Genomic DNA, 24205 nt, shown 5'->3' with positions numbered 1-24205 from the left:
GCATCATGGTTAACGGCGTGTTGACGCAGGCCGAAGACCGGGCCGGTTCACCGCGCCGGCGATGGAAAACGCCTAACCCCGGATCGGGGTGTAGCGGCAGGTGAAGGGCGGGTCCTGCGTCAGGGCGGCAGGGGTCAAGTGGATGTACAGCCGTTCTGCGGCGGCGGCGTCGTCCAGGGCGAAGGCCTGTTCCGCCTCGAACATGTCGTCACGGTGAGGGGCGTCCCAACCCTTCGCCCGTTTGATCGCGCGGGTCTTGGCGTTCGCCAGGGTGTCGGCGACGACGAAGACATTGCGGTGCTTCTCCGCAAAGTCGATTCCGTCATAGCCGCCCAGGTTGACGTAGTAGAGGCGGGCGTCCCCCTGAAACGGCGTGGAGCGTAAGGTGACCTCATAGCCGTCCGCTTGGCTGATTTCGGACCAGCAGTCGATGTGGAGGCTGCCCGGTTTGCCCCACCACTGGCGTCGCAGGGCGTCGTAGGTGTCTTCAATGGATTGGGCGACCACGAACCGCATGTCGTGGACCTCGATATTGGCGCCGGGATGTTCGCCGCCGATGTAGATCGCAAACAGTTTCATCAGGCCGCCTCTACCTTGAGGGGGCCCGATGCGCCAATTTCGGCCCCGATCTCAATTTCACGCTCAGCCTCCATCCCAGCAACGATCCCAGTCAGCGTCGCCCCGACGATCTGGCCGATGTGATGCGAACTGGTGACGCCCTGAACGAAGGGATGACGGCCCATGATGAAGGGCAGGCTCAGGCAGAACAGGCGGTCGACAGGTCCAGACTCCGCGACGGGATGGAAATGCGCGTCGATGCGGATCCCTCGCGTCGCCGGCGCGCCCTCGTCCTCGACCTGGTCCTGAACCACGCCCTGTTCGAGCAAGGTCAGGAAAGGGAATTGTAGGCCGGATAGCGCCCTTTGGCCGGTGGCCTCGATGAAAGCCGGGAAGTGTCGTCTCTCGCCGTCGCCCCGCGTCAGCACGGCGCCGCCTTCGGACGGGCGGGTGTCGATATGGTGGTCGTCGCCCAGAGCCAGGACCTCCAGCCGACCCGCGCGGTGGAGCGCCAGCATACGCTCGATCGATTCATGGGGAACCGAACTGTAGTTGTCGACGAAGACCGGCTTCAGGTGGCTGTTGAACCGCTCGAAGGCGACGCCGGTCAGATGCGGCGCGATGGCGGCCATTACCTCGTGCATGCGCAAAATAGCGTCGCGCCAGGCCACGGTGATGCGGTTCGCGTGGTTGAGCCGCGCCTCCTCCAGGTTCGTCTCGGCCCACTGGAAAGGATCGACGGCGGTGCGGCGTTGGAAATACCGGTCCGAGAAGGTTTCGAGATCCACGTCCTCAAGGCCGATGTCAGCGGCGTATGCCGGATCGGCGAGCATCAACTCGCGCTTGAACAGATCGAAGGCCCGATCCAGCAAGTCGTCGTCGCCCACGTCGTCGGCGTGGGCCGTCAGGGCGGCTATCGCCTCCGGCGTCATGATCGCCAGCGGCGCATGCGGCAAGGGGAAGAAGAAGTCGGCTTCGGGCAGCAGTCCCTTGCGGGACATCATGGCGACACGGAAACCGTCCGCGTCGGCCTTGGGTGCATACACGAGGCGGTCGTCGCTGCGTTCGAACCGTCCGTGGGCGGCGGCGACCGCGATGGCGGCGTCGATGGCGGTCAGGGACGAGCCGCGTATGCCGACTGCGACCGGCCCGATCTGCGACAAGCCGGCGGCGGGCCAGGGACTAGTGAAATAGCCCGGCCGCGCCTGCTGGCGGCTGGGCCACTGGTGACCTGTCGCGAGGACGGCGTAGTCGAATATGCTGTCCTGGGCGGGTGACTGAGGCGTAGCGACCGTCAGGCGGATCCCGGCCTCGAGGATGGCGGCGTCGATGACGCGGGCTCCTGTCGAAACCTCGACCACGGCGCCTCGCGCTCGCAGCCCCTCGGTCAGAATGGCGAACTGGTCGCGGAAATAGGCGCCCAGAGCCACGCGGGGAACAAACGTCCGCTCGTCCGCTGTCTCGGGATCCAAGCCCAGGGCGTCGCACTCGGACCGGGGCAGACGGCGCAACCAGGACAGCAGGGTCTCGCTGACGGGAGGGATCTCGATGCTGGCGATGTTCGACAGCATGGCGGGATCGTTCCAGCCGGGGCGATAGGGGCTGCCGAACCCGGCCGTCGCCGCCTCTTCAAAGACCGTGATCGCCAATCCCGGCCGGGCGGCAGGCAGCAGCGCCGCCAAGGTGTACAGGGTGGTCGGACCGGCGCCGACGAACGCAATCGATGACGTCATCCGAGCGAAATGCGCATGCCCGGATATGGCGCCGCGGCCATCGTGCTTTATTTCCGAGAGAGGTGGAACCGCAGGGCTGGCCCCTGGCGTCAAAACAGCGGCGTGATCACGCGCAGGGACACCACCACCACGTCGTCGGCGTCCTTCAGTCCGCCGGGATGGCGGATCAGCTGGATGTTCGGCTGGATGGTGAAGCGGCCGATGCGGTCGGCGTAGGTCAGCTCCAGGCCTTCTTCGTAGCGGGCCGGGTCGGCGGGCGTGTCGGTCAGGTTGGCGCGTGCCTTGGACGACAGCCAGCCCTGGTGGACGCCGAAGGACAGCTGGCTATCGGGGCGGGCGGCGAAGACCTGGCGCACCAGGATCCCGGCCTGCCAGCCGCCCTGAAAATCGGTGGTGTCGCCGTCGGACACGCCCAGGCGGGCGAAGGCGTCGACCTTGGGGCCGTCGGGGGCGGCGGCGCCCCAGATCTGACCTTCGGCCAGGGCGTAGGCGCCTTGGGCGATGTTGCTATCGGGGTCGCCGGCGGGGGTCTGGTCGCGGATGTCGTCCTGACGCTGGTTGTAGCGCCAGACGCCTAAAGCGTAGCGGATGGCGGCCGCGCCGACGGGGGCGCGGCTGCCGAACTCGGCGATGGCCAGGACGCCGTGATCCAGGTCCGTGTCCACCCCGCCATGATCGCCGAAGGTGCGGGCGTCGGCGTTGACGACGGCGAACTGGGCATAGGTCTTGTCCGTGTCGCCGATCCGCAGACGCGCCGCCAGGGACGAAGAGGGGAAGATGGCCGGGCCGTTGGGGCCGGTCGAGGCCAATTCGGAACCGATGCCGAACGGTGGCGAGATCAGCAGGCCTGAGGCCTCAGTGGCGTAGAACTCGCTGTTCAGATCGTACAGGCCGGCCAGAAGCGTGGCGGATCGGCCCAGATCCTGTTCGATCCAGGCCTCGAACAGGCGGGCGCCCTGGGCCCCGACCTCGATGTTATCGACGCCCTGCAGGGTTCCGGCCAGGGCGTTGGGCTCGCCCCCGCCGTTATAGAGGCCGGACATGTGCAGCTGTGCGCCGCGCCAGCCCCAGGCCTGTTCCAGGTCGCCGTCCAGATTGATGCTCAGATTGTCCAAATACCGGCCGGCGTGTTTCTGGCCGCCGGAAACGACGCCAGTGAAGTCGGACGTATATTCCGCTGACAGGGTCCAGGTCGGCTCGGGGTCGGCCGCCTGGGTGGCGGTGGGAAGGGCGAGGAGGGCAGCGCCCAACGCGGCGGCGAGGCGGGTCTTCACTGTTGCCGGCTGGGCGTTCTGCATGGCCATGGTCCGTTCTGTTCGACGGAAGACCTAGGCCAGAACCGGTGAAAATCGTCCTTAGGGTGGCGTGGGGAAACGACGTAGGCGTGTGCAAAGATGGTGTTAACCTCGTTTGCGTATCGCTGTTAGGATAGGGTCCGAGGGGAAGCGGCGGCATGCGTTTGACGATCGGCAAGAAGGTGGCGGCGACCGGGATCGCCGTATTGCTGCTGTCGGTCGGGACGGCAGGCGTCGGCCTGGTCATGAACGAACAGTTGGGCGAGGCGCTGCACCGGGCGTCCGTTTCATCGTCGATTCTGCGCAATCATATGCAGGCCGACATGATGCACGACGCCCTGAGGTCGGATGTCTTCGGAGCTATGCTGGCGCCCGAGCCGGCCAATGGCGTCCAGATTGATGCGGTGAAGGCCGATCTGGCTGAGCATCGCGAAATTTTCCAGACATCCATAGCCGAAAACAAGACGCTGGCGACCGATCCGGAGATGCAGGCGGCGCTCGGCGCGGTCGAGGCGCCGCTTCAGGCCTATATCGCCGCGGCGGCGGAGATCGTGGATCTGGCGGAGCGCGACATTGTCGCGGCTCAAGGCAAGATGGCGGACTTCCAGGTCCAGTTCACCGCGTTGGAAACGGCCATGAGCACGGCGGCCGACAAGATCGAAGGCACCGCCGACAAAAACCGCGTCGCCGCCGATGCGGCGGCGGCGACAGGCAGGATTGTGATGATCGCCGCCGTGCTGGCCGCTCTGGCCATCAGTATCGGCGTCATGGTCGCCGGGGCCCGCGGCGTGGTGGCTCCGATCCGTCGCCTGACCGGCGATCTGCGCAGCATGGCCCAGGGTCAGACCGAGGTGAAGCTGAGCGAGGCGCGCCGCAAGGACGAGGTCGGCGACATCGCCCGCGCCGTCGTCGATATTCAGGCCCTGATCGTCGCCCGCGCTCAGGCCGAGGGAGCTGAGGCTGACCGACGTCGGGCGAAGGAGGAGGAGGACCGCGCCGTCGGAGACCAGTCGCGCGAGGCCGCCGCGCGCGAGCAGGCCGTCGTCGTCTCTGGTCTGACCCGGGGGCTGGACGCCCTGGCGCAGGCGGATCTGACGGTCCGCATCACCGACGCCTTCCCGCCGGCCTACGAACAGCTGCGCACCAACTTCAACGCGGCTGTCGAGGGGCTGCAGGAGGCCATCGGCACCATCGCCGCCAATACGGGCGCCATCAACGCCGGGGCGGCCGAGATCGCAAAGGCCGCTGACGAGCTGTCGCGCCGCACTGAGCAACAGGCCGCCAGTCTGGAAGAGACCGCCGCCGCCCTGGATGAGGTCACGGCCACGGTCAAGGCTACGGCTTCGGGCGCGGTCCAGGCCGCCGGCGCGGTTCAGGCCGCCCGGAACGACGCCGACAAGAGCGGCGCGGTGGTGCGCGATGCGGTCGCCGCCATGGGCGAGATCGAGCGGTCGTCCAGCGAGATCAACCAGATCATCGGCGTCATCGACGAGATCGCGTTCCAGACAAATCTTCTGGCGCTGAACGCCGGGGTCGAGGCGGCGCGAGCGGGCGAGTCCGGCCGTGGCTTTGCGGTCGTCGCCTCGGAAGTCCGCGCCCTGGCCGAACGCTCGGCCCAGGCGGCCAAGGAGATCAAGGCCCTGATCGGGCAATCGACCGTGCAGGTCGGGTCGGGGGTGAAACTGGTGACCGAGACCGGGCAGGCGCTGGACCGGATCGTGGCCCATGTGGCCCAGATCGAAGGCCTGGTGACGGAGATATCGTCCTCGGCCGCCGAACAGGCGACGGGGCTCCAGCAGGTCAATACGGCGGTCAACCAGATGGACCAGATGACGCAGCAGAACGCGGCCATGGTCGAGGAATCCACCGCCGCCAGCCACTCGCTGTCGCAAGAGGCTGACGGTCTGGCCGCTGCGGTGTCCCGGTTCCGGGTGGGCGGCGCTCGCGCGACCCGCGTCGCGGCCGCCGCCTCGCATCAGCCCGTCGCCGCCCTTAAGGCCGTCGGCCGCGGCGGCGCGGCGCCGGCGCCGGTTTCGGCGCCCGACGCCGACGGGTGGGAGTCCTTCTAGGTCACAGGGTCCGGCTGAAGAAGTCGATGACCTGCCGGTTGAAGTCATTCTGGAAAGTCGCCCGGTCGAAGCCGGGCGTCGGCGTGCAGATCATGGGCGCGAGAGCGGCCAACCGGGTCGAGCAGGGCGGCAGGAAGTCGAAATGGTCGGCGCCCGGAACCGAGCGATACTCTGGCGGGCGAGGCAGGGCGTCGCGCACCGGCTCGGCGTAGAAGGGGCTGGGCAAGACGCGGTCGCGCTCGGCCCGCCAAAGCTGGACCGGCTGAGTCACGCCGGACAGACCTTGGCGCGTGAAGGTGAAACCCAGGGCCGGGGCTGCGGCCACGACCGACCTGATCCGCGCGTCGTGCACCCAGGTCTGGTCCATGACAGACGGCGGCGCGCCGTGCGACGACACCAGGCCGCAATCGTAGAACTCGGGGTGGGCGCGGCAGTGATCGAGGACGCGTCCCAGGTCGGGTTCGCCGCCTGCGGCCGTTAGAACGGTGAAGCCGCCGGAGGAGAAGCCGAAGGCGCCGATGCGGTTCGGATCGATCCCGCCACGCCCGTCCCATTGGCTCGTCATGTAGTCGATCAGGACGTGAAGCTGGCGCGGGCGCTGGGCCATGTTGGTCGCCTGGCTCTGATCCCGCCAGTTGTCGCCAGTGTGGGTCAGGGCGGCGACCGCGAACCCGGCCTGGGCCAGGGCGCGAGCGGTGGCTTCGTGGCTGCGGAAATCACCGCCGTTGCCGTGGGAGATGACGATCAGCGGCAGGCGGGTCTCGGTCTTTGGTGCGAGCGTCCAGACCCCGGCCTCTAAGGCGGGGCCGGCGCCGTCCGGGATCTCCAGCCTGGCGAAGGTCACCGCCTGCGGGAGGGACCGATCGATGGGTAGGCTTGCAGATGGAACGGACGCCGGGCGCGCGTCGGGGAGGGGGGCGGCCTGGAGGGTCAGGGCGGTCAGGGTAGGAACAAGGGCGGCGATCAGGGACATGGAAGCCTTCGTCTGTCAGCGGGTCGAGAGCCGGTTTCCTGCCGTGCGCCGACCGGCCCACGCCACCGGGTTTGCGCCAATGGGCGAACGGGTTCGCGATCCGGCGAACGGGGACCGCGCGGCGATTCCGCAACGGCCGCCGAACGGCTAGGAAGGGCGTATGAAGATCGGGGATTCGCGATGGGGCGTCGGGCGGGCGGCGCGGCTGGGGCTGGCCGTCGCCACCGGTCTTGGCGTGCTGCTGGGTCTGGTCGGGCCTTTCGGCTCCTATATGAACGGCGCGGCGCCGGCGCGGATACTGTATTGGGTGGCCAGCCTCTGGGCCGGCTGGGTCTTGTTCGGCCTGACCCTGCCCCTGCTGGCCACACAGGCGATGCGGCGGGGGCTGTCCCCTTGGCTGTGGGCGCCGCCTTCAGTCGTGCTGCTGGCGGCCCCCATGACGATGATCAGTCGCGCCCTGGCGCAGATGGTCTGGGGCCGAACCTTCGAGGTCGGTCTGCTGGAATGGTTCGGACAGAGCCTGATCGTCAGCGCCTTGGCGACCGGAGTGATGCTGTGGCTGATGTCGCGCCCGCCCGCCGCCGCCGGGACGGCTGCGGCAGCGCCGCTGTCGGCCGATCCGCGCGACCGGCTGCCCGTGTACCTGGGGCGCGAGGTGATCTGTCTGCAGATGGAGGATCACTACGTGCGCGTCCACACGCCCCTGGGGTCTGACCTCATGCTGATGTCGTTGTCGCAGGCCATGGCGGGGCTGACGGGTGTCGAAGGGCGTCAGACCCATCGGTCCTGGTGGGTGGCGCGAGCGGCCGTCGTCGGCGCGGCGGAGAACGGCCGCAATCTGAGCCTGAGGCTGAAGGGCGGCCTGACGGCGCCGGTGTCGCGGGCGCGGGTAGCGGCGCTGCGGGCGGAGGGATGGTTTTAGGGGGCGCCGGATGGGCGCGCGCTCGACGCTTCCTTATCTCGCCGCTAGGCTGGGCCAATGGCCAAGAAGTCCGACCGCTTGTTGATGATCGTGCTCGGACTTGGCGCTGTCGCCGCCGCGGTTTCTTTTGGCAGCATCGTGGTGCTGTTCGGGATAGCCCTATCCGGCGTCTTCTTCGGCTAGGCGGACCTTGGCGGCGCCGGATCTGGGCGGGGCGGATAGAAATCATCGCCGTCGCCCCCTTGCGGATCGACTTCGCCGCCTATCTGTTACGCACCCTGAACGACCCGAACCGACCGGAGCCCCCCATGTCCGACTTCAGCTACGACGCGTCCCGCCATCTGAAGAAGGGGCGGGGCAAGGTGTATGATTCGATCATCGACACCATCGGCGACACGCCCATTGTGCGGTTGCCGCGTCTGTCGGCTGAGTATGGAGCCAAGGCGACGGTGCTGGCCAAGCTGGAGTTCTTCAACCCCATCGCCTCGGTCAAGGACCGGATCGGGGTGGCCATGGTCGAGGCGCTGGAAGACGCGGGCAAGATCAAGGCCGATACGGTGCTGATCGAACCGACAAGCGGCAACACCGGCATCGCCCTGGCCTTCGTGGCGGCCGCCAAGGGGCTGAAGCTGATCCTGTGCATGCCGGAGAGTATGTCCATCGAGCGGCGCAAGATGCTGGCCCTTCTGGGCGCGCAGCTGGAGCTGACGCCGGCCGAGAAGGGGATGAAGGGCGCCATCGCCCGGGCGGAGGAGCTGCTGGCCTCGACGCCGAACGCCGTCAGCCCGTCGCAGTTCGAGAACCTGGCCAATCCGGCCATTCACCGCGCGACCACGGCCGAGGAAATCTGGAACGACACGGACGGCGCCGTTGACATGATCGTGGCCGGCGTCGGGACTGGCGGCACCATCTCGGGCGTCGGCCAGGCGTTAAAGGCCCGCAAGGCTTCGATCCAGATGATCGCGGTCGAGCCCGAGGCCTCGCCCGTCCTGTCGGGCGGGGCGCCGGGGCCGCACAAGATTCAGGGCATAGGCGCCGGCTTTGTCCCCGCCATCTATGATGGTTCGGTGGTCGATGGGGTGGAGCAGGTCTCGAACGACGACGCTTTCGACATGGCGCGAAAGGTCGCCCGCGTTGAGGGCGTTCCTGTCGGCATCAGCTCGGGCGCGGCCCTGACCGCCGCCTTCCGCTTGGCGGCGCGCGACGAGAATGCGGGCAAGACCATTGTGGTGATCATCCCGTCCTTCGCCGAACGTTATCTGTCCACGGCCCTGTTCGAAGGCCTTTGACGGCCGTGGCGGCGATACGCCGGGTTAACCCGCGCCGCCCTAGTCTGGAGCCATGAACGAGGCGACAGCCCTGGATGACGACGACGCGGCGCCGCCGGCGCTGAAGGCGCGGCACGCCCTGCTGAAACGCCTGGCCGACGTCGTGTCTCTTCCGGCCAGCCGGATCAACGCCTTCGAACGGGCCGTCACCGCCGATCTGCTGGTCGAGATGCTGCGCCAGGCCTCGCCGCAGGAGCGTCGGCGCGTCGCGGCGCGGCTGACGCCGTTGGCCGAGTTGCCCGACAGTGTGGCGCGGCTGCTGCTGCGCGATGCGCCCGAGATCGCGGGCCTGCTGATCGAGCAGTGCGCCGCTCTGAGCGACGCCGATCTGGTCGGCTGCGCACGGGACGCCGGGCCCGAACATCGGCTGATCATGGCTGGTCGTCGCGGCCTGTCCGAAATCGTCACTGAGACCCTGTTCAGCTTCGGCGAGGTCGAGACCATCGAGGCGGTCCTGCGCAATTCCAGCGCGCGACTGTCCCAGGTGGGAATAGAGTCGGTGGTCGCGCTGAGCCGTAAACAGCCGCGGCTGTGCGGCCTGCTGCTGAAACGGCCCGAGCTGAGGCCGTCGGGCGCCTATGTGATGTTCTGGTGGTGCGGGGCTGAGGATCGACGCGTCATCCTGCAGCGTTTCGCCGTGTCGCGGGAGTTGATGCAGGAGGTGTCCGAGGACGTCTTCGCCATGGCGGCGGACGAGGCCTGGTCGGACCCGGTGTCGCGCAAGGCGCTGCAGTTCATCGAACGGAGGCAACGCAACCGCGCCGCGATCGAGAAAAGCCCGTATGATGGACTGGAGCACGCCATCGCCGTCGCCGCTCAGGACGGGCTGTCGCGCGAGGTGGCGTCGGAGATCGCCTTCCTGGCGGGAGTGAAGCCGCTGACGGGAGCCAAGATCCTGGGCGACCCGGGTGGCGAGCCCCTGGCGATCCTGTGCAAGGCCACGGGGCTATCGCGTGTCGATCTGCTCAACCTCTGGCGCTCGATGCGTCGGCCCGAGACGACGGTCGAAGGCACGGTGCACCCGGATCTGGATCGCGTGCAGATCACCTATGAAATTCTGGCGGTGGATCGGGCGCAGACCGTATTGCGTTACTGGAACTGGTCTCTGTCGTCAGCGCTGACTCCAAATCTCTTGCGCGCGATCCGCGAGGGTGAGGATGACGCGGTTGATGAATATTCGGCGCCTGAGCGAGCGGCCATGATGGCCTTGGCCGAAGACTTCGGGCGTTAGATCAGCACCACAGGAAGTGTTGCGACACTGATGCGAAATGCCCGTATTTCGCTGGATTGCTTTTGATGCCAAACAACCCTAAGACCCGACGTCAAAGTTCGACTGGCGTTTCAGTCGAATGAAATAGATCACGAAAGAGACGCCGCGAATGGAAGAGAAGCCCGAACTGCTCGAAATGACCGCCGACATCGTGTCGGCCTATGTCGGCAACAATACCGTCACGGCTGAAGCCCTGCCGGCGCTGATCGCCAATATTCACGCCGCGCTGTCGGGCGTTTCGAATGGTCCCGTTGAGGTCGAGCCCGAGCCCAAAGAGCCGGCTGTGCCGATCCGCAAGTCGATCAATGCGGACTTCCTGATCTGCCTGGAAGACGGTCGCAAGTTCAAGTCGCTGAAGCGTCACCTGCGCACCAAGTACGACATGAGCCCCGAAGATTACCGCGCCAAATGGGGTCTGCCGAAAGACTATCCGATGGTCGCGCCCAACTACGCCAAGGCCCGTTCGGAACTGGCCAAGCAGATGGGCCTGGGTCAGGGCGGCCGCAAACCTGCCCGCACCGCGCGCGCCAAGAAGTAAGACCCCGTTTTTACCGGTAAGAAGACGCCCGCTTCCGCAAGGAGGCGGGCGTTTTTGTTTGGAGCGGCGGACGGACGTTTCCTCCCCCGCAGGGGGAGGGAGAAATCGTGATTCTTAAGCCGCCTGGGCGACGCGGCGCATGCGCCAGAAGCGCAGGGTGCGCATGGCGGCTTCGCGGGTCAGTTCGCCGTACATCCGGCCATAGGCGGCGGCCTTGCCCATCGGGTTGGAATCGGCGCCCAGCAGGGACACCGCATAGGTCAGGAAGATGGCCCGGTCGATGTCGGCCGCCTTGCAGATGATCGACAGGGCGTCCAGGTCGCGACGATCGACGATGCTGCGCGCGGTGTGGAAATCCACGTCCGACAGGCGCGACAGGGCGATCAGGAAGGGGGTGCGGCCCTTGGAGCGCAGGAAGCGGATCAGCATCTGCGGCGTCAGCTGGCCGGCGGCGTAAAGCTCTTCGACATAGGCCTGGCTGTCGGCGTAGTCGGGCGGCAGGGCGCCGTCGTCGGTGGCCACGCGGGTGCGGCCGGCGGCCAGGGCCGCCTCCAGCAGTTCCGGATCCATCTGGGCGTTCTGTTCGAGGATCTGCTGACGCAGCCGGGCCTCGACGACGAAATACATGTCGTTCAGCAGGTCGGCGGGCAGGCCCTTGCGTTCGACAGCGGGGGCGTGAAGCTCGGGATTGCTCTTGGCCCGTTCGACGGCGGTTTCGGACGCCGCGCGGGACAGTTGGGCGCCGTCGTTGCGGAGCAGGACGCCCAGGGTCTGATCGTCGCCGCGCTCGACGATGATTTCGGATACGGCCTCGGAGACTTCGATCCGGCCGGAGACGGCGCGCATATGGTCCTGGCCCTGGCGGCTGACCACGCCGATCAGGTCGGCGTCCGTCAACAGGGTGGAGCCGCGCAGCACCGGTCCGGCGACCTCGATGTCGTCCTCGGCGAGGCGTCGGATCAGGTTGGCTGGAGCATTGGGCGCGGTGGCGAACCGGGCGGCCAATTCGGCGCGGACGGCCGTCTCCATCTCGTCGGACAGGGTTTCCAACACCGAGCCGTAGAGCTCGGTCTCGGCGGCGCTGTGCTCTATCCCACCCAGGAAGTGGTCGGACAGTTCACGCAGCAGCAGCCGACGCTTCTCGCTGGAGGTCTCGTTGGCGAGGGCGATGAGGTCGGGCAGGCGCGAGGCCTGAATGATTTCTTGTTCGGAAGAGGAGGCGTCAGTCACGGCAGATCGTCCTCCTCGGTCTGGGGTGCGGCGCGGACCGTGCCGTCGCTGTTGCGCAGCAGGGCCGGCGGGCCGTCGGGTCGGGCCAGGTCGGCGGACGACGGGGTCTGGGTCATCTCGACCGGCAGGGCGTCGAGATAGATGGGCTGAACTGCATTGATCGGGTCAGGGCGGCGGCCGGCCTGACGGTGTACGGAGTAGAAGCGCGCGCCCAGCACTGGGGCGGAAGACAGCGCGGCCTGGACGATCTGCGGCTTGGCGTTGGTCTGGGGAGCGGGGGGCGAGCTGGAACCGGACGTCTCGGATACGGTTGGGCGCGGGGCTTCTACGGTCGGCTGCGCTTGCGCCTGCAGCCGGAAGATCGGCGCGTCGCGTCGGGGGGCCATCGGGTCGAAGACGGCGGCGGCCGATGCGACCTCGGCCTGACCTTGGGCCTCTACCAGAACCTGTTCCGGAAGGGCGCTGGGGGCAGGAGAAGGGGCGGCGGCGGTCTGGGCGTGGACGGGCGGCGTCGGCGCATGGGCCGCTGGCTCGCGCGAGGGAACATAGGGCTGGAGCGTCGCGCTGGATGCGGCGGCTGGCGGCGTCGTCCAGTCGCTGGCTGGGGTCAGGCCGCGACGGGCGGAGGCGACGATCGGAGCCGGCGCGGCGATCCGGGGCAGGGGAAGCGACCGAACGACCGGTGTCGGCGAGGGCGCCGCAGCCTGTCCGATCTTCGCCTTGCCCGGCCAGGACAGGTAGCGCAGGCCATTGGCCGTGGTCTGCGTTTGACCTTGGGCTTGAGCCATGGCGGCGCCCGACGTCGCACAGGCGGCGACCAGGACACTCGACAGGATCAGGACGCGTCGCAAAGGGGCGGTTCTCACGCGATTGATAGACAGCCCACACGCTAGGCGGTCATCGCTTAACCCGCCGCTAACGGCGGAGCAGGAATCGCCCAATCCCGCCGACGGCGGCGTTCAGAACCAGTCCCAGCAGGGTCAGGCAAAGGACCCCGGCCAGCATTTCGGCGGTGCGCAGCCTGTTGCCGGCCTCCAACAACCGCCAGGCCAGGCCCTGTGTCGCGCCCGAGCCCGAGACGAATTCGGCCACCACGGCGCCGATGACGGCCAGACCCGCCGCGACCCGCAGGCCTTCCAGCGCAAAGGGCAGTGCCGAGGGCAGGCGCAGTCGCCACAGCCGTTGCAGGGGCGTGGCGCCATAGAGGTCGAACAGCCGCTCCAGGTCCGGATCGGCCGACTTCAGCCCGGTCAGAATCCCCGAGAACAGCGGGAAGAAGGCGACAATGGCAGCCAGAGCCACGACTGCCCGATCCGCGTGATCCAGGCCGGCCCAGATCAGCACCAGGGGGGCCACGGCGACGACGGGCGTGACCTGCAGCGCCACGGCCAGGGGCCGCACGGCCCGCTCCGCCGCCGGGTGTAGCGACACCGCCAGGGCCAGGCCGCCGCCGACCAGACCGGCTAGGACCAGGGCCTGAACCGCCATGCCGAAGGTGATCCAGGCCGAGGCGGCCAGGCGCGGTCCCGCCTGGATCAGGGCGACGGCCACGGCGCTGGGCGGCGGCAGGAAATAGACGGGCAGGTCCGCGAAGCGGCAAGCAGCCTCCCAGGCCGTCAGCAGCAGGACGGCCAGGATCAGGGGCGGGACGAGATCGGCGAGGCGTCTCATGCCGCCGTCTCGGCCTTGGGGACCATGGCGGCCTCCAGCGCGTCCGCCGCCGCCTCGACCGTCTGGCGATAGGCGGGATCGGCGCGCCAGCGCGGGGGGCGGGGCAGGGCGCCGGGCGTCGGCAGGTCGGCGACGGGTCGGCCGGTCGCCGCGTCCAGCACCACGACGCGCTGGGCCAGATAGACGGCTTCTTCGACGTCATGGGTGACGAAGACGACGGCGGGGCGGGGATCAGCCGTGGCCCAGAGTGCGTGCAGATCCTCGATCAGGCGACGACGGGTGACGCTGTCCAGGGCGGCGAAGGGCTCGTCCAGCAGCAGCAGGTCGGGGGCGGTGACCAGGGCGCGGGCCAGGGCGACGCGCATGGCCATGCCGCCCGACAGCTGGGACGGGCGGGCGTCCAGCCGCTCGCTCAGGCCGACGGCCGCCAGGGCTGTGGCGGCGCGGTCGCGAGCCTGGGACCGGACCATGCCCGCCAGTTCCAGCGGCAGGGCGACGTTGGACAGAGCGTCGGCCCAGGGCATCAGGGTCGGGCTCTGGAAGACGAAACCGGTGCGGGCGGCGCCGGCCGTGCGGGACACCTCGCCCGCGCTCGCGGGCTGAAGCCCGGCCAGCAGCCGCAGGGTGGTGGACTTGCCCGCGCCTGAGGCGCCGACCAGGGCCAGGATTTCGCCCCGCGCCACGGTCAGGTCGAGGGGGCCGAGCGGGGCGCGGCCGACAAGATCGACCGTCACGCCCCGTAGCGCGGCGATGGGCTCAGCCACGGCCCGGCAGATAGTTGTCGGTGAAGGCCTCGCGCCAGTTCAGGCCGGGATCGAAAACGCCGGCCTGGCTGGTGACCTCGAAGAAGGCCTGCCAGCGGTCTGCGGTCATGGCGCCCAGGCCGTAGAGGGCCGCGTCGCCGCCGTCGACGATGGCGTTGTCGCGCAGCTTCTGCCGGGCCTGATCCAGTATGGCCTGGGTCATTTCCGGATTGTCCTTGCGGATCAAGGCGTCGCCCGGCGCGGCATCACCGCGCAGATAGTCGCGCCAGCCCTCGGCCGAGGCGGCGATGAAGCTGCGCAGGGCCGTGGCGTTGTCCCGCGCGAAGGCGTTCGGGGCCAGGACCATGGCGGCGTAGGAGGGATAGCCTTCGTCGGCCAGCAGGAAGACCTCGGGCTCGAACCCGGCCTCCTGTTCGATGGTGTAGGGTTCGCTGGTCAGATAGCCCTGCTGCACCGCCCGCTCGTCTGCGAGGAAGGGCGCTAGGTTGAAGGTGTATTTGCGCACCTGATCGTCGGTGAAGCCGTATTTGGCCTTCAGCCAGACCCAGAAGGCGTTGATCGAGGCGTCGGCCAGAAGGATGGGGCGGCCCGTCAGATCGGCGATGGTTTCCAGCGCCGGATCGGGGTGGGCGATCAGAACCTGGGGGTCCTTCTGGAAGAAAGCGGCGACGGCCTTCACCGGAGCGCCGGCGGCAACCAGGTTCATCGGGATGAAGCTGTTGGAGCCCATGCCCAGCTCGACGGCGCCAGAGGCCAGCAGTTGCGGCACATTGACGCCCGGTCCGCCCTGGATGATCTCGACGTTCAGGCCGCGCTTCTCATAGGCGCCGGTCGCGAGGGCCTGGTAGAAACCGCCCTGTTCGGCCTGGGCGCGCCAGTCGGTGGCGAAGCGCAGCCGCACCCGGCCCTGTTCGTCCACCGGCGCCTCGGACCGCGTGCAGGCGCGCAGGCCGAGCGCTGCTCCGCCGATCACGGCCGCGCCGCCCGTGAGCAAGGCGCGGCGACGGGTCAGCAGGCGATTCCCACGCTGGATCATGGCCCTGCTTTACGAGGGGATGAGGGCCTTGGGAAGGCGGGTTTCAGTTCCGATCCGCGTCCGCGGGTTCTTCGTGGTCCGAGAGCTTGTAGCGTACGGGAATAACGCATCGGACGCCGGCTTCGAACCCCGGCGTGGCCTGGCTGGTCTGAACCAATCGCAAGGCCTCCACGCCAAAGGCGGCGGCCGGCTGGGCCTCGATCACCGAGGCGTTGCCGATCTGGCCCCAGGGGGCGATATCGAAGCGGATCAGAGCCCAACCCTCGATGGAGCGGTCGCGGAATGCCCTCGGGAAGCTTAGCTGGGATCGGACCTTGAAGCGTTCGGCGACAGCCGGCGGGCACTGCTGAAGAGGATCTTGCCGCTGGTCCTCCGGAGGCATGGGGGGAGCCTCCAGAGTCTCGCCGAGGCGGTAGAAGTTGTAGACGCAGCCGACGCGGGCCGGGCCGGGATGCATACGGCTGTCGGCGGTGGCGCGTCGGGCCTCGGCGTCCAGATCGACGTCGCCGGACGAGCCCAGAGTCTCGACATCGGTCGTACGACCCTCGGCGTCGATGTTCCAACGGACCACGGTCCAGCTGCGTCCGCCGGGCGGCGGGCGATGACCTTTTTGGAAGTCAGGATAGGCCATGACGGCGGGGCGCCGTCCGCCGAAGCGGTCGCCGCAGTCGGCGCCAGCCCCACCCAAACGTTTAGCCACGGCGTCGCGCAGCGCGCCACGGTCGCGGTTGACGGCGAAATAGTTCAGCAGGTCGGGCGTTTCAGCTTCGTCCACGCCGACCGCGCGCCAGCGAACGGTCAGGCGGCAATCCTTGCGCGCCTGAGCCGGAAAACGCCAGGCGGCGAGCCCGGCCTGGAGGGTGTCGAACAGGATGGGCGGCCCCTCATCCGGGCGGATGTCCAGGGTCCGTCCGTCGGGGCCGATCGAGAAAGCCAGGACCGCGTCGCCGTACGACGCGCCTTGACGCTGTGGCGCGGCGGCAAGGAGATCGTTGTAGGTCGGAGCGACCACGACCCCTTCGCATGTCGCCTCAGCCTGGGGCACGCGCAGTATGGTGGCCTCGACCGGTTCGGCCAGAGCGCCGCTTCTTACGCTGATAGGCGGAGGGGACGGCGTCGGAATGATGACGGGGGGACCGACATACTCGGGCCGTTGATCGGCCTTGGCTGCCCCTGCCGCAACGGCGACGGCGGCCAGGATGCTGAGAGGGAACTGTACTGCACGCATGACGGCCTCCAACTGCACGGCATGGGTGCAGATGGCGCGGCGGCTGTCTAGCGCAAACCTGTGAAATCGGGCCCCAATTGAGCGAGGGGACGAAGCGTTCAGGGGGAACCCGTGAACTTCGTCCCCTCGCCAAGTCCGGGTTGGACTTGGCCGTCTGGGTCAGGACCTCGGCCTGGGCGTCGTCGCGGGCGAACCTGCGAGGACGGTCGGCTGTATCCTGTCGCGCTCCGGGTCTCAGGCGTTCCACGGCATTGCGTCCGCGTCGTCCGTCGATCCCGATCCGATTCCCCTGCTGACGTCGATCCGAAGACCATCGAAAGTCGGGGCCGTGGATCCCGCCTGGCGCACGTTACGATCCGAAGATCGCCCGATCACGCCGGGTCGGAGAGCCGGGCCGGTTCGCTTGAAGCCGGGGTCTCCCCCGGTTTCCGCGCCGCCGTGTCCCTCGGCCTGTTGACGTTCTCGCGAAACCCGGTATGAGGCAAGCGCCCGAACTCGCCCCGATGTGCATGATTGGCCCGGCGGCGGTGGACAAGCCTGTGAACATCGGTGGACGGATCGAATTCGCTTTGGCGTATCAGCGGTTTGTCTTGTCCACAGAAACGCGATGTCAGTGCGCAATGGGCTTGGGATAGCTGAGAACGCATACTGCGCCGGCGGCGTCCGTGATGCTGAAGCGGCCGTGAAGCTGCGCAGCCAGGCCCAGGACGATCCGCAGGCCCAGGCTGCGCCCTTTGGCGGGGTCGAAGTTCGGCGGCGGTCCGTCGCCGTTGTCGCGCACCTCGAGCCGACGTTCGGACCCGTCTTCGTACAGGCGGACGTCGATGCGGCCGGGACGGTCGGGGAAGGCGTGTTCCAGGGCGTTGTTGACGCATTCCAGCAGGATCAGGACGACCGGCGTCGCCTCCTCCGCCGTCAGGGCGTGGCGGGCTTCCTGAACCACGACGGTCACGTCGGTGCGGCCGGCGGCGTCCAGGGCGTCGCAGACCAGCCGGCGCGCCAGGTCGTCAAAGGGCGCGGCGGCCCCGTCGGCGTCGAGCAGGCTGCGCTGGACATTGGCGATCATGGCGGTCCGAGCCGAGGCCTCGGACAGGGCGCGACGGGCGGCGGGGTCTTTTGTCATTCCAGCCTCCAGCCGCAGCAGGCTGCTGACCACCTGGATATTGTTGGAGACGCGGTGCTGAACCTCTTTCAGAAGCAGGTCTCGGCTCTCGGCCAGGGCGGCGTTGCGCGCCACTTCGCGTCGCAGATTGTCGGTCGCGGAGTTCATGCCGATGATGAAGAAGATGTCGACGGCGACGACGAAGACATAGAAGGCCAGGGCGAGGCCGGTCGCCGTGCTCCAGTCGAAGCCGGGCGCCCCGATCCAGAACCACCAGGCGCTAAGGCCCGACAGGACGGCGGTCAGCACCGCCGGCCACAGGCCTGCGAAATAGGCGGCCATAACCACGGCCGGAAAGAAGGTCAGGTAGGGGAAACCGGGCGGAAACCAGTCGGCCAGGGCCATGCGGACGCAGAAGGCCGTCAGCCAGGCGCAGATCGCCAGGCCGTAGCCATAGATCGGATTGCTGCGAAACCACGCCGGATTCAAAAGCCGCTTCCTCTTCTTCCCTGCGTATGGACTTGCGCGGCGGTGAAGGTTTCTGCGGTAAGGGAAATCGCTCGGTGCGACAATCGTGAAATGATTCAGGTTGTGAGCCGGCTGCTCAGCCAGGCGCGAACGGCGCTGCGGGCGCCACGGGCGGCGGGACCTCCGAAGTGTAGGAATCCGTGGGGCGTCTCTGGCACGCGGATCAAGTCGGCATCGGCGGCTTCGCCCCATCGGGCGGCCATCAGCAGGCTGTCCTCAAACAGGGGATCGTACTCGCCGGCCAGGAAGAGGGCAGGGGGCAGGCCGGTCAGGTCGGCATAGAGGGGCGAGACGTCGGGCCGGCGAAGGCCCGCCTCGTCGCGGTCGGGCGCCAACCGTGCCAGGTCGGCCTGCATGGTCGGACCGTTGAACAACAGGGTGTCCGGGCCGGCGGAACGGACGCTTTCGGTCCCCGACAGATCAAAGACGCCATAGGTGAAGACGCAGCCCGAAACCCGGTCGATCAGGCCCTGGTCGCGCAGGGCGATGGCGGTCAGGGCGGCGAGGTGGCCGCCGGCGGATTCGCCCGTAAGGAAGACGGTCGCGGCGCCCAGGCGGTCGATATTGGCGACGGTCCAGTGCGCGGCGGCCAGGCAGTCGGCGATGGCGGCGTCGATATAGACCTGGCGACGCTCGGACAGCAGGCGGTAGTCGACCGAGACGACGCAGAAGCCGTGGCGCGCCAGGTGGGCGTTGAGCCGGTCGTTCAGGCCCGCGCTGCCCAGAACCCAGCCGCCGCCGTGGATGTCCAGCACGACGGCGCGGGGCGGCCCCTCGGGGCGGAGGATGCGAAGGGGAACGGGGTGGTCGCCGTCGGTCTGGAGGATTTCTACCGTGACGCCGCGTTTGCGCAGGCGCGGCACAGTGACGGCGCCGGCGGCGGCGTCCAGCCAGAGCGACAGGCGTTGGCCGGCCTCGATGCGCCAGGCGTCGGTGCGAAGGCGCGGTGCGCGGGCCAGGACGGCGTTGATCCGCCGCACCGCCGCCCGCTGGGGCGGAGGGAAGTCGACGACGTGGGTGCGCAGGGTCATGCTGCTGGAGTGGGCGAGGGCGGGTTTGGTTTCAAGGGCGCGGGCGTCGACCAATTCGCCAAACGCCGAAATCCGCCGTAAGGTCGGCGCAATGAAACGGCTCACACCCTTTGGCGTCTTGCTGATCTTTGGCCTGGTCGGTCTGCTGACCAAGAATTTCGGCCTTTGGTTCGCCTTCGGGATTGTCGCCTTCATCGTCGTCGGCGTCATGCAGAACCGGCGCGAGGCGCCGAAGCCTGCCGAACAGGACGGTGAGGCGAAAGACGGCGAAACGGGCGTTTAGGCCGCGACCCTCACCCCGCCAGGGCGGCCTTTTTCTCTTCCAGCTCCAGCCATTCCAGTTCGGCGGCCTCAAGGTCGGCGCGGGCCCTGTCGGCGGCCTTCATGGCAGCGTCGAAAGCCTTGGGGTCTCGGGTGTAGAGGTTGGGGTCGGCCAGGGTGGCGTCGTGTTTGGCGATGACGGCGGGAAGACTGTCGATCAGGGCCTCCAGCTCCTTCAGGCGGTGGGCGTCCTTGAAGGAGAGTTTGGCGGTCTTTTTGACGGCGGCCTGGGCGACGGCGGGCGCGGGGTTGTCGGCGGCGCGCTGGGCGGCGGCCTTGTCCTGGGGGCGGGGGTTCGAGCCCGGCTGGAGGAAGCCGGGATTCTGGCGGATGAAGTCGGTCCAGCCGCCGGGGGTCTCGACGATGTCGCCGCGCCCGTTCAGGGCCAGGGTCGAGGTGGACAGGCGGTCGATGAAGTCGCGGTCGTGGGAGACCAGGATCAGGGTGCCGTCATAGCCCTCAAGCAGCTCCTCCAGCTTGTCGAGCGTGTCCATGTCGAGGTCGTTGGTCGGCTCGTCGAGGATCAGCAGATTGGCGGATTTCGCAAGCGCGCGGGCCAGAAGCAGGCGGTTGCGCTCGCCGCCCGATAGGGTCGAGATCGGCTGGCGCAGCTGGGCTTCGGAGAAGAGGAAGTCCTTGGCGTAGGCGGCGACGTGTTTGGATACACCGCGCACCAGTATGGAGTCGCCGCCACCCGGGGTCAGGGCGTCCCACAGGGTCATGTCCGACTTCAGCCCCTCGCGCGACTGGTCCAGATAGACGGACTCAAGGTTGGAGCCCATGCGGACCGTGCCCTCGTCCGGCGGCAATTCGCCCAGCAGGGTCTTGACCAAGGTGGTCTTGCCCGCGCCGTTGGGACCGACGATGCCCAGGCGGTCGCCGCGGATGATGCGGGTGGTCAGGTCCTTGAACAGTGTGCGGCCGTTGAAGCCCTTGGACACGCCCTTGATCTCGGCGACCAGCTTGCCCGAGGTCGAGCCGGAATCGACGCCCAGATAGAGTTCGCGCGGGGCGTCCTTCATCTTCTCGGCGCGCTCGGCGCGCAGAGCGTTCAGCGAGCGGGCGCGGCCTTCGTTGCGGCTGCGGCGGGCCGTGATGGAGCTGTAGAAGGTGGCGGTCTCACGCTCGATGGTCTTGGTCAGGCGGCGCAGGGATTCGGCCTCTTCCTCCATGACCTTGGTCGACCATTCGTCGAACTCGACGAAGCCCTTGTTCAGGGTGCGGACGCGGCGGTTTTCCAGCCAGTGAACGGTGTTGGTGACGCGGTTCAGGAAGGCGCGGTCGTGGCTTACGACCAGAAGGGCGAGCCGGGCCTGGATCAGCTCGTTCTCCAGCAGTTCGATGGCCAGGATGTCGAGGTGGTTGGTCGGCTCGTCCAGCAGCAGCAGGTCGGGCTCTTCGGCGAAGGCCTTGGCCAGGGCGGCGCGGCGGGTCTCGCCGCCGGATAATCCCTGCGTAGATTTTTCAGGGTCCAGACCGAAGGTGGCCAGCCAGGCTTCGGCGGTCCAGCTCTCGGCCTCGCCGGAAGAAGCGTAGTCCAGCAGGGTCTCGCCGGTGATGACGGGCTCCTGCGGCACATAGGCGAAGCGGACGGCGGACTGGATCGAGCGGTCGCCGCTGTCGGGTTCGATCAGACCCATGACCACCTTCATCAGGGTGGATTTGCCGGCGCCGTTGCGGCCGACGAGGGCCGCGCGGCTGCGCGGTTCGACCGCGAGGTCGACGCCGTCAAAGAGAGGGCGCTGGCCGTCCTGAAGGCGAACGTCCTTGAGTGCGACGAGGGGGGGTCTGGCTGCCATGGGCGGCCATATAGAGGAGGGGAGGGCGATCCGCCACGACCTTTGGGATTTGACACATACCGTCCGGTTGGTATGTAAGGGCCATGGACACGACCACACGCCGACGCGCCCCCGAAGACACTCGGGCCCAGATCATCGAAAAGGCGCTGGAGGTGGCGGCCGAACTGGGGGCGTCCGGCTTTACGCTGGATGCGGTGGCGGCGCGGACGACGGTCAGCAAGGGGGCGCTGCTGCATCATTTTCCGACCAAGATCGCCCTGTTGGAGGGGATGATCGACCATTTGGGGCAGATGCACACCGACGGCATTCTGGCTGAGGCGGCGCGGGACCCGGAGCCCTATGGCCGCAGTGCGCGGGCCTATCTGCGGGCGACGGTTACGGAGCCGGTGACGCCGCAGGACGTCAGCATCGGCCGGGTGGTGATGGCCGCCTGCGCCATCGAGCCGGCCCTGGCACAGCGCTGGCGGACCTGGATCGACCGGGTGAAGGTGGATGATCCCAGCGATCCGGTCGGGGCGGACGACGCCTTGATGTTGCGGCTTTTGGCCGATGGACTGTGGGTGTCAGACCTGTTCGGGGTGCATGACGTGTCGCCCGAGCAGCGGCAGGCGCTGCTGTCGCTGTTGACGCCCGGCCATCCTATCACGGCTAACGAGGCATGAGCCCCCTTACCTGGGGCGCGCTGCTGGGCGCCATCGGGCTGGAGGTCGTGGGGACGACCTTGTTGCAGCAAAGCCAGCAGTTCAGCCGGCCCTGGCCGACGGCGGGGATGGCGATCTGTTACGGCCTGGCCTTCTATTTGCTGTCGGTCGCGCTGAAACAGATGCCGGTGGGGATCGCCTATGCGATCTGGAGCGGGCTGGGGGTGGTGGCGATCTCGGTGATCGGGGCGGTGGCCTTCCGCCAGAGGCTGGATCTGCCGGCAGTGATGGGGCTGGCGATGATCGTCGGCGGGGTCGGGGTGATCAATCTGTTTTCAAAGACCATTGTTCACTGAATCATGGTTAGAATGCGTTAAGTTTTAAAGCCTTAGGTGTTGCGGCATCTTCGGCTTCGCCCTCCCTCCCTCTGGCGCGCCAAGATGGGCGAGGTGGGGATCTCAGATGAGCGATGTGGGCGCGGCCGCCAGGCCGGAGCGTATTCTCGAGTTGTCCAAGCGGCTCAACCTCGTGGCGGGCGAGAAGATCGGGGAGATCGCCTCGGTCAACCGAGCCGCCAAGATGCTGGTGGTCAACGCCCAGGTCGTGGCCGCGCGCAGCGGGGATGCGGGGCGCAGTTTCATGGTCGTGGCCGAAGAGTTCAAGCGGATCTCGGGCCAGATCGACGATGTCGCCGGGGCGCTGGAACAGCAGGTGCGGGGCGATCTGACGGAACTGTCGGCCATCGGCGGGGCGATCCTGGGTCAGCTGCGGGGGCAGAGGCTGGCGGACCTGGCGCTGAACGCCATCGAGATCATCGACCGGAACCTGTATGAGCGGACCTGCGACGTCCGCTGGTGGGCGACGGACAGCGCGGTGGTGGACTGCGTCGCCGAACCCGACGGGGCCAAGGCCGAGCACGCCAGCCAGAGGCTGAAGGTCATTCTGGACGCCTATACTGTTTATCTGGACCTGTGGATCTGCGACCGGAGCGGCGCGATCGTGGCCAACGGCCGGCCCGATCGGTACGTGGTGCAGGGGAAGTCGGCGCGGGACATGTCCTGGTTCCGCGACGCCATGGCGACGAAGTCGGGCGATGATTTCGCGGTGGCGGACATCGCGCGGCTGGAAGAACTGAACGGGGCGCCGGTCGCGACCTATGCGACCGCTATCCGCAAGGGCGGCCTGGCGAACGGGGCCGTGATTGGGGTGTTGGGCATCCATTTCGACTGGCAGAGCCAGGCGCAGACGGTGGTGGACGGGGTGCGGCTGACGCCCGAGGAGCGGGCCCGGACGCGGGTGCTGTTGCTGGACCAGAAGCACCGGGTGCTGGCGGCCTCCGACGGAGTCGGAGTCTTGAGCGAGACGGTGAAACTGGATGTCGGCGCGGGCGCCATGGGCAGCTATTCCAAGGGCGACCGGACCGTCGGCTATGCCCGCACGCCCGGATACGAGACCTATGAGGGCCTGGGATGGTATGGGTGCCTGGTTCAGGACGCGGCCGCCATCTGATGGCCGCATCCGTCGACTAGGCGCGCCGTCCCATGCTTTCCGTTCCGTCCTCCGTTCCGCCCTATTGGGAAACCAAGACCCTGGCCGAGATGTCTCCGGCCGAATGGGAGCGGCTGTGCGACGGGTGCGGCCTGTGCTGCGTGATCCGGTTCGAGGACGAGGATTCGGGCGAGGTCATCCCGACGCGTGTTCACTGCAAGCTGTTCGATTCCCAGGCCTGCTCCTGCTCGGACTATGTAAATCGCAAGGCCCAGGTCCCGGATTGCATCAAGCTGACGCCGCACAATATCGAGGCGTTGCAATGGATGCCCAAGTCCTGCGCCTATCGCCGGCTGCACGAGGGGCGGCCGCTGGCGGTCTGGCATCCGCTGATCTCGGGCGATCCGGAGACGGTGCATACGGCTGGGGTGTCGGTGCGCGGCCAGACGATCTCTGAACTGTCGCTGGCCGATCCTGAGGACGCGCTGGATTTCGAGGCGCCCGAGTGGGCGGTCGAGCGAGGCTGACGGCCGCGGCCTGATAGGTTCGCGGCGGCTTCTATTACAATGACGCTGGTCTGAATCGTTGGACTTCAAAGGCTTGTGCTTTTGTCTCCGCTGTTTGCGCGCCTGAGGACGCTGTTGCGGTAGTGTTTGGGCATGGCGGGAAATAGCGATGAG

The 24205-nt window shown here is 67.9% G+C and carries 24 protein-coding genes; 11 read left to right on the top strand and 13 right to left on the bottom strand.

What is annotated here, in order from left to right:
• Positions 1–72: 72 nt before the first annotated feature.
• The 3 genes from ACW170_RS01260 to ACW170_RS01250 all read right to left on the bottom strand — a co-directional run bounded on the left by ACW170_RS01260 (position 73) and on the right by ACW170_RS01250 (position 3595).
• The gene (locus ACW170_RS01260; RefSeq protein WP_492087900.1) at positions 73–579 is read right to left on the bottom strand and encodes a DUF1543 domain-containing protein; all 507 of its coding nucleotides are present in this window, start codon (positions 577–579) and stop codon (positions 73–75) included.
• The gene (locus ACW170_RS01255) at positions 579–2291 is read right to left on the bottom strand and encodes an FAD/NAD(P)-binding protein (RefSeq protein ID WP_492087899.1); all 1713 of its coding nucleotides are present in this window, start codon (positions 2289–2291) and stop codon (positions 579–581) included. Before ACW170_RS01255 ends, ACW170_RS01260 begins: the two co-directional genes overlap by 1 nt.
• Positions 2292–2380: 89 nt before the next feature.
• Positions 2381–3595, bottom strand: coding sequence for a carbohydrate porin (locus ACW170_RS01250; protein ID WP_492087897.1), 1215 nt, complete (start codon positions 3593–3595; stop codon positions 2381–2383).
• A 149-nt stretch (positions 3596–3744) separates the two neighbouring features.
• Between ACW170_RS01250 and ACW170_RS01245 the strand changes: the two genes are divergently transcribed.
• Positions 3745–5655 carry a HAMP domain-containing methyl-accepting chemotaxis protein gene (locus tag ACW170_RS01245; RefSeq protein WP_492087896.1) on the top strand — a complete coding sequence of 637 codons (1911 nt, stop codon included), beginning with the start codon at positions 3745–3747 and terminating at the stop codon, positions 5653–5655.
• Position 5656: 1 nt separating this feature from the next.
• Here the strand turns inward: ACW170_RS01245 and ACW170_RS01240 are convergent, their stop codons facing one another.
• Positions 5657–6628 (bottom strand): alpha/beta hydrolase family protein, encoded by a 972-nt coding sequence (locus ACW170_RS01240; RefSeq protein ID WP_492087895.1) that lies wholly within the window; start codon positions 6626–6628, stop codon positions 5657–5659.
• Between the two features lie 160 nt (positions 6629–6788).
• Here ACW170_RS01240 and ACW170_RS01235 point away from each other — a divergent pair, with 160 nt between their 5' ends.
• The 5 genes from ACW170_RS01235 to ACW170_RS01215 all read left to right on the top strand — a co-directional run bounded on the left by ACW170_RS01235 (position 6789) and on the right by ACW170_RS01215 (position 10686).
• Positions 6789–7550, top strand: coding sequence for a LytTR family DNA-binding domain-containing protein (locus tag ACW170_RS01235; protein ID WP_492087894.1), 762 nt, complete (start codon positions 6789–6791; stop codon positions 7548–7550).
• Positions 7551–7607: 57 nt separating this feature from the next.
• Positions 7608–7733 carry a hypothetical protein gene (locus ACW170_RS01230; RefSeq protein WP_492087893.1) on the top strand — a complete coding sequence of 42 codons (126 nt, stop codon included), beginning with the start codon at positions 7608–7610 and terminating at the stop codon, positions 7731–7733.
• Between the two features lie 125 nt (positions 7734–7858).
• Positions 7859–8839 (top strand): cysteine synthase A, encoded by a 981-nt coding sequence (gene cysK, locus ACW170_RS01225; RefSeq protein WP_492087892.1) that lies wholly within the window; start codon positions 7859–7861, stop codon positions 8837–8839.
• A 52-nt stretch (positions 8840–8891) separates the two neighbouring features.
• Positions 8892–10109: a DUF2336 domain-containing protein gene (locus tag ACW170_RS01220; RefSeq protein ID WP_492087891.1), complete on the top strand. Its 1218-nt coding sequence runs from the start codon at positions 8892–8894 to the stop codon at positions 10107–10109.
• A 148-nt stretch (positions 10110–10257) separates the two neighbouring features.
• Positions 10258–10686: a Ros/MucR family transcriptional regulator gene (locus ACW170_RS01215; RefSeq protein WP_492087890.1), complete on the top strand. Its 429-nt coding sequence runs from the start codon at positions 10258–10260 to the stop codon at positions 10684–10686.
• 114 nt (positions 10687–10800) lie between these two features.
• Here ACW170_RS01215 and ACW170_RS01210 read toward each other — a convergent pair whose 3' ends face one another.
• From ACW170_RS01210 to ACW170_RS01175, 8 genes are all read right to left on the bottom strand, one after another.
• Positions 10801–11916, bottom strand: a complete 1116-nt coding sequence (locus ACW170_RS01210) for a DUF2336 domain-containing protein (protein ID WP_492087889.1) — start codon at positions 11914–11916, stop codon at positions 10801–10803.
• On the bottom strand, positions 11913–12767 hold the full coding sequence (locus ACW170_RS01205) for a hypothetical protein (RefSeq protein ID WP_492087887.1): 855 nt from the start codon (positions 12765–12767) through the stop codon (positions 11913–11915). The genes ACW170_RS01210 and ACW170_RS01205 overlap by 4 nt, the downstream gene beginning before the upstream one ends.
• Before the next feature lie 64 nt (positions 12768–12831).
• Positions 12832–13587 (bottom strand): ABC transporter permease, encoded by a 756-nt coding sequence (locus tag ACW170_RS01200; RefSeq protein WP_492087886.1) that lies wholly within the window; start codon positions 13585–13587, stop codon positions 12832–12834.
• Positions 13584–14351: an ABC transporter ATP-binding protein gene (locus ACW170_RS01195; RefSeq protein WP_492087885.1), complete on the bottom strand. Its 768-nt coding sequence runs from the start codon at positions 14349–14351 to the stop codon at positions 13584–13586. Before ACW170_RS01195 ends, ACW170_RS01200 begins: the two co-directional genes overlap by 4 nt.
• Complete coding sequence (locus tag ACW170_RS01190) at positions 14344–15387, bottom strand: ABC transporter substrate-binding protein (protein ID WP_492087884.1); 1044 nt, start codon at positions 15385–15387, stop codon at positions 14344–14346. Before ACW170_RS01190 ends, ACW170_RS01195 begins: the two co-directional genes overlap by 8 nt.
• 43 nt (positions 15388–15430) lie before the next feature.
• Entirely contained in the window at positions 15431–16615 is a 1185-nt protein-coding gene (locus tag ACW170_RS01185; RefSeq protein ID WP_492087883.1) for a TonB family protein, read from the bottom strand.
• A 610-nt stretch (positions 16616–17225) separates the two neighbouring features.
• Positions 17226–18206, bottom strand: a complete 981-nt coding sequence (locus ACW170_RS01180) for a sensor histidine kinase (protein WP_492087882.1) — start codon at positions 18204–18206, stop codon at positions 17226–17228.
• Between the two features lie 95 nt (positions 18207–18301).
• On the bottom strand, positions 18302–19330 hold the full coding sequence (locus ACW170_RS01175; RefSeq protein WP_492087881.1) for an alpha/beta hydrolase: 1029 nt from the start codon (positions 19328–19330) through the stop codon (positions 18302–18304).
• Positions 19331–19367: 37 nt separating this feature from the next.
• Here ACW170_RS01175 and ACW170_RS01170 point away from each other — a divergent pair, with 37 nt between their 5' ends.
• The gene (locus ACW170_RS01170) at positions 19368–19559 is read left to right on the top strand and encodes a hypothetical protein (protein WP_492087880.1); all 192 of its coding nucleotides are present in this window, start codon (positions 19368–19370) and stop codon (positions 19557–19559) included.
• 10 nt (positions 19560–19569) lie between these two features.
• Here the strand turns inward: ACW170_RS01170 and ACW170_RS01165 are convergent, their stop codons facing one another.
• The gene (locus ACW170_RS01165; RefSeq protein WP_492087879.1) at positions 19570–21396 is read right to left on the bottom strand and encodes an ABC-F family ATP-binding cassette domain-containing protein; all 1827 of its coding nucleotides are present in this window, start codon (positions 21394–21396) and stop codon (positions 19570–19572) included.
• A gap of 83 nt (positions 21397–21479) precedes the next feature.
• Here ACW170_RS01165 and ACW170_RS01160 point away from each other — a divergent pair, with 83 nt between their 5' ends.
• The 4 genes from ACW170_RS01160 (at position 21480) to ACW170_RS01145 (ending at position 24052) form a co-directional block, all read left to right on the top strand.
• The gene (locus tag ACW170_RS01160; RefSeq protein WP_492087878.1) at positions 21480–22058 is read left to right on the top strand and encodes a TetR/AcrR family transcriptional regulator; all 579 of its coding nucleotides are present in this window, start codon (positions 21480–21482) and stop codon (positions 22056–22058) included.
• On the top strand, positions 22055–22393 hold the full coding sequence (locus tag ACW170_RS01155; protein WP_492087877.1) for a DMT family transporter: 339 nt from the start codon (positions 22055–22057) through the stop codon (positions 22391–22393). Before ACW170_RS01160 ends, ACW170_RS01155 begins: the two co-directional genes overlap by 4 nt.
• A gap of 106 nt (positions 22394–22499) precedes the next feature.
• Entirely contained in the window at positions 22500–23546 is a 1047-nt protein-coding gene (locus ACW170_RS01150) for a cache domain-containing protein (RefSeq protein WP_492087876.1), read from the top strand.
• Between the two features lie 32 nt (positions 23547–23578).
• On the top strand, positions 23579–24052 hold the full coding sequence (locus ACW170_RS01145) for a YcgN family cysteine cluster protein (protein ID WP_492087875.1): 474 nt from the start codon (positions 23579–23581) through the stop codon (positions 24050–24052).
• Positions 24053–24205 lie beyond the last annotated feature (153 nt).

It is taken from the genome of Brevundimonas sp. FV2ps16 (genome assembly GCF_058681075.1).
The sequence above is the reverse complement of the archived record's forward strand: the minus strand, read 5'-3'. Positions and strand labels throughout refer to the sequence as shown.

What these genes read in the sequence shown, in the direction of transcription:
- ACW170_RS01260 (WP_492087900.1), bottom strand. Translation starts at nt 579, where the DNA reads ATGAAACTGTTTGCGATCTACATCGGCGGCGAACATCCCGGCGCCAAT.
- ACW170_RS01255 (WP_492087899.1), bottom strand. Translation starts at nt 2,291, where the DNA reads ATGACGTCATCGATTGCGTTCGTCGGCGCCGGTCCGACCACCCTGTAC.
- ACW170_RS01250 (WP_492087897.1), bottom strand. Translation starts at nt 3,595, where the DNA reads ATGGCCATGCAGAACGCCCAGCCGGCAACAGTGAAGACCCGCCTCGCC.
- ACW170_RS01245 (WP_492087896.1), top strand. Translation starts at nt 3,745, where the DNA reads ATGCGTTTGACGATCGGCAAGAAGGTGGCGGCGACCGGGATCGCCGTA.
- ACW170_RS01240 (WP_492087895.1), bottom strand. Translation starts at nt 6,628, where the DNA reads ATGTCCCTGATCGCCGCCCTTGTTCCTACCCTGACCGCCCTGACCCTC.
- ACW170_RS01235 (WP_492087894.1), top strand. Translation starts at nt 6,789, where the DNA reads ATGAAGATCGGGGATTCGCGATGGGGCGTCGGGCGGGCGGCGCGGCTG.
- ACW170_RS01230 (WP_492087893.1), top strand. Translation starts at nt 7,608, where the DNA reads ATGGCCAAGAAGTCCGACCGCTTGTTGATGATCGTGCTCGGACTTGGC.
- cysK (WP_492087892.1), top strand. Translation starts at nt 7,859, where the DNA reads ATGTCCGACTTCAGCTACGACGCGTCCCGCCATCTGAAGAAGGGGCGG.
- ACW170_RS01220 (WP_492087891.1), top strand. Translation starts at nt 8,892, where the DNA reads ATGAACGAGGCGACAGCCCTGGATGACGACGACGCGGCGCCGCCGGCG.
- ACW170_RS01215 (WP_492087890.1), top strand. Translation starts at nt 10,258, where the DNA reads ATGGAAGAGAAGCCCGAACTGCTCGAAATGACCGCCGACATCGTGTCG.
- ACW170_RS01200 (WP_492087886.1), bottom strand. Translation starts at nt 13,587, where the DNA reads ATGAGACGCCTCGCCGATCTCGTCCCGCCCCTGATCCTGGCCGTCCTG.
- ACW170_RS01190 (WP_492087884.1), bottom strand. Translation starts at nt 15,387, where the DNA reads ATGATCCAGCGTGGGAATCGCCTGCTGACCCGTCGCCGCGCCTTGCTC.
- ACW170_RS01185 (WP_492087883.1), bottom strand. Translation starts at nt 16,615, where the DNA reads ATGCGTGCAGTACAGTTCCCTCTCAGCATCCTGGCCGCCGTCGCCGTT.
- ACW170_RS01170 (WP_492087880.1), top strand. Translation starts at nt 19,368, where the DNA reads ATGAAACGGCTCACACCCTTTGGCGTCTTGCTGATCTTTGGCCTGGTC.
- ACW170_RS01165 (WP_492087879.1), bottom strand. Translation starts at nt 21,396, where the DNA reads ATGGCAGCCAGACCCCCCCTCGTCGCACTCAAGGACGTTCGCCTTCAG.
- ACW170_RS01160 (WP_492087878.1), top strand. Translation starts at nt 21,480, where the DNA reads ATGGACACGACCACACGCCGACGCGCCCCCGAAGACACTCGGGCCCAG.
- ACW170_RS01155 (WP_492087877.1), top strand. Translation starts at nt 22,055, where the DNA reads ATGAGCCCCCTTACCTGGGGCGCGCTGCTGGGCGCCATCGGGCTGGAG.
- ACW170_RS01150 (WP_492087876.1), top strand. Translation starts at nt 22,500, where the DNA reads ATGAGCGATGTGGGCGCGGCCGCCAGGCCGGAGCGTATTCTCGAGTTG.
- ACW170_RS01145 (WP_492087875.1), top strand. Translation starts at nt 23,579, where the DNA reads ATGCTTTCCGTTCCGTCCTCCGTTCCGCCCTATTGGGAAACCAAGACC.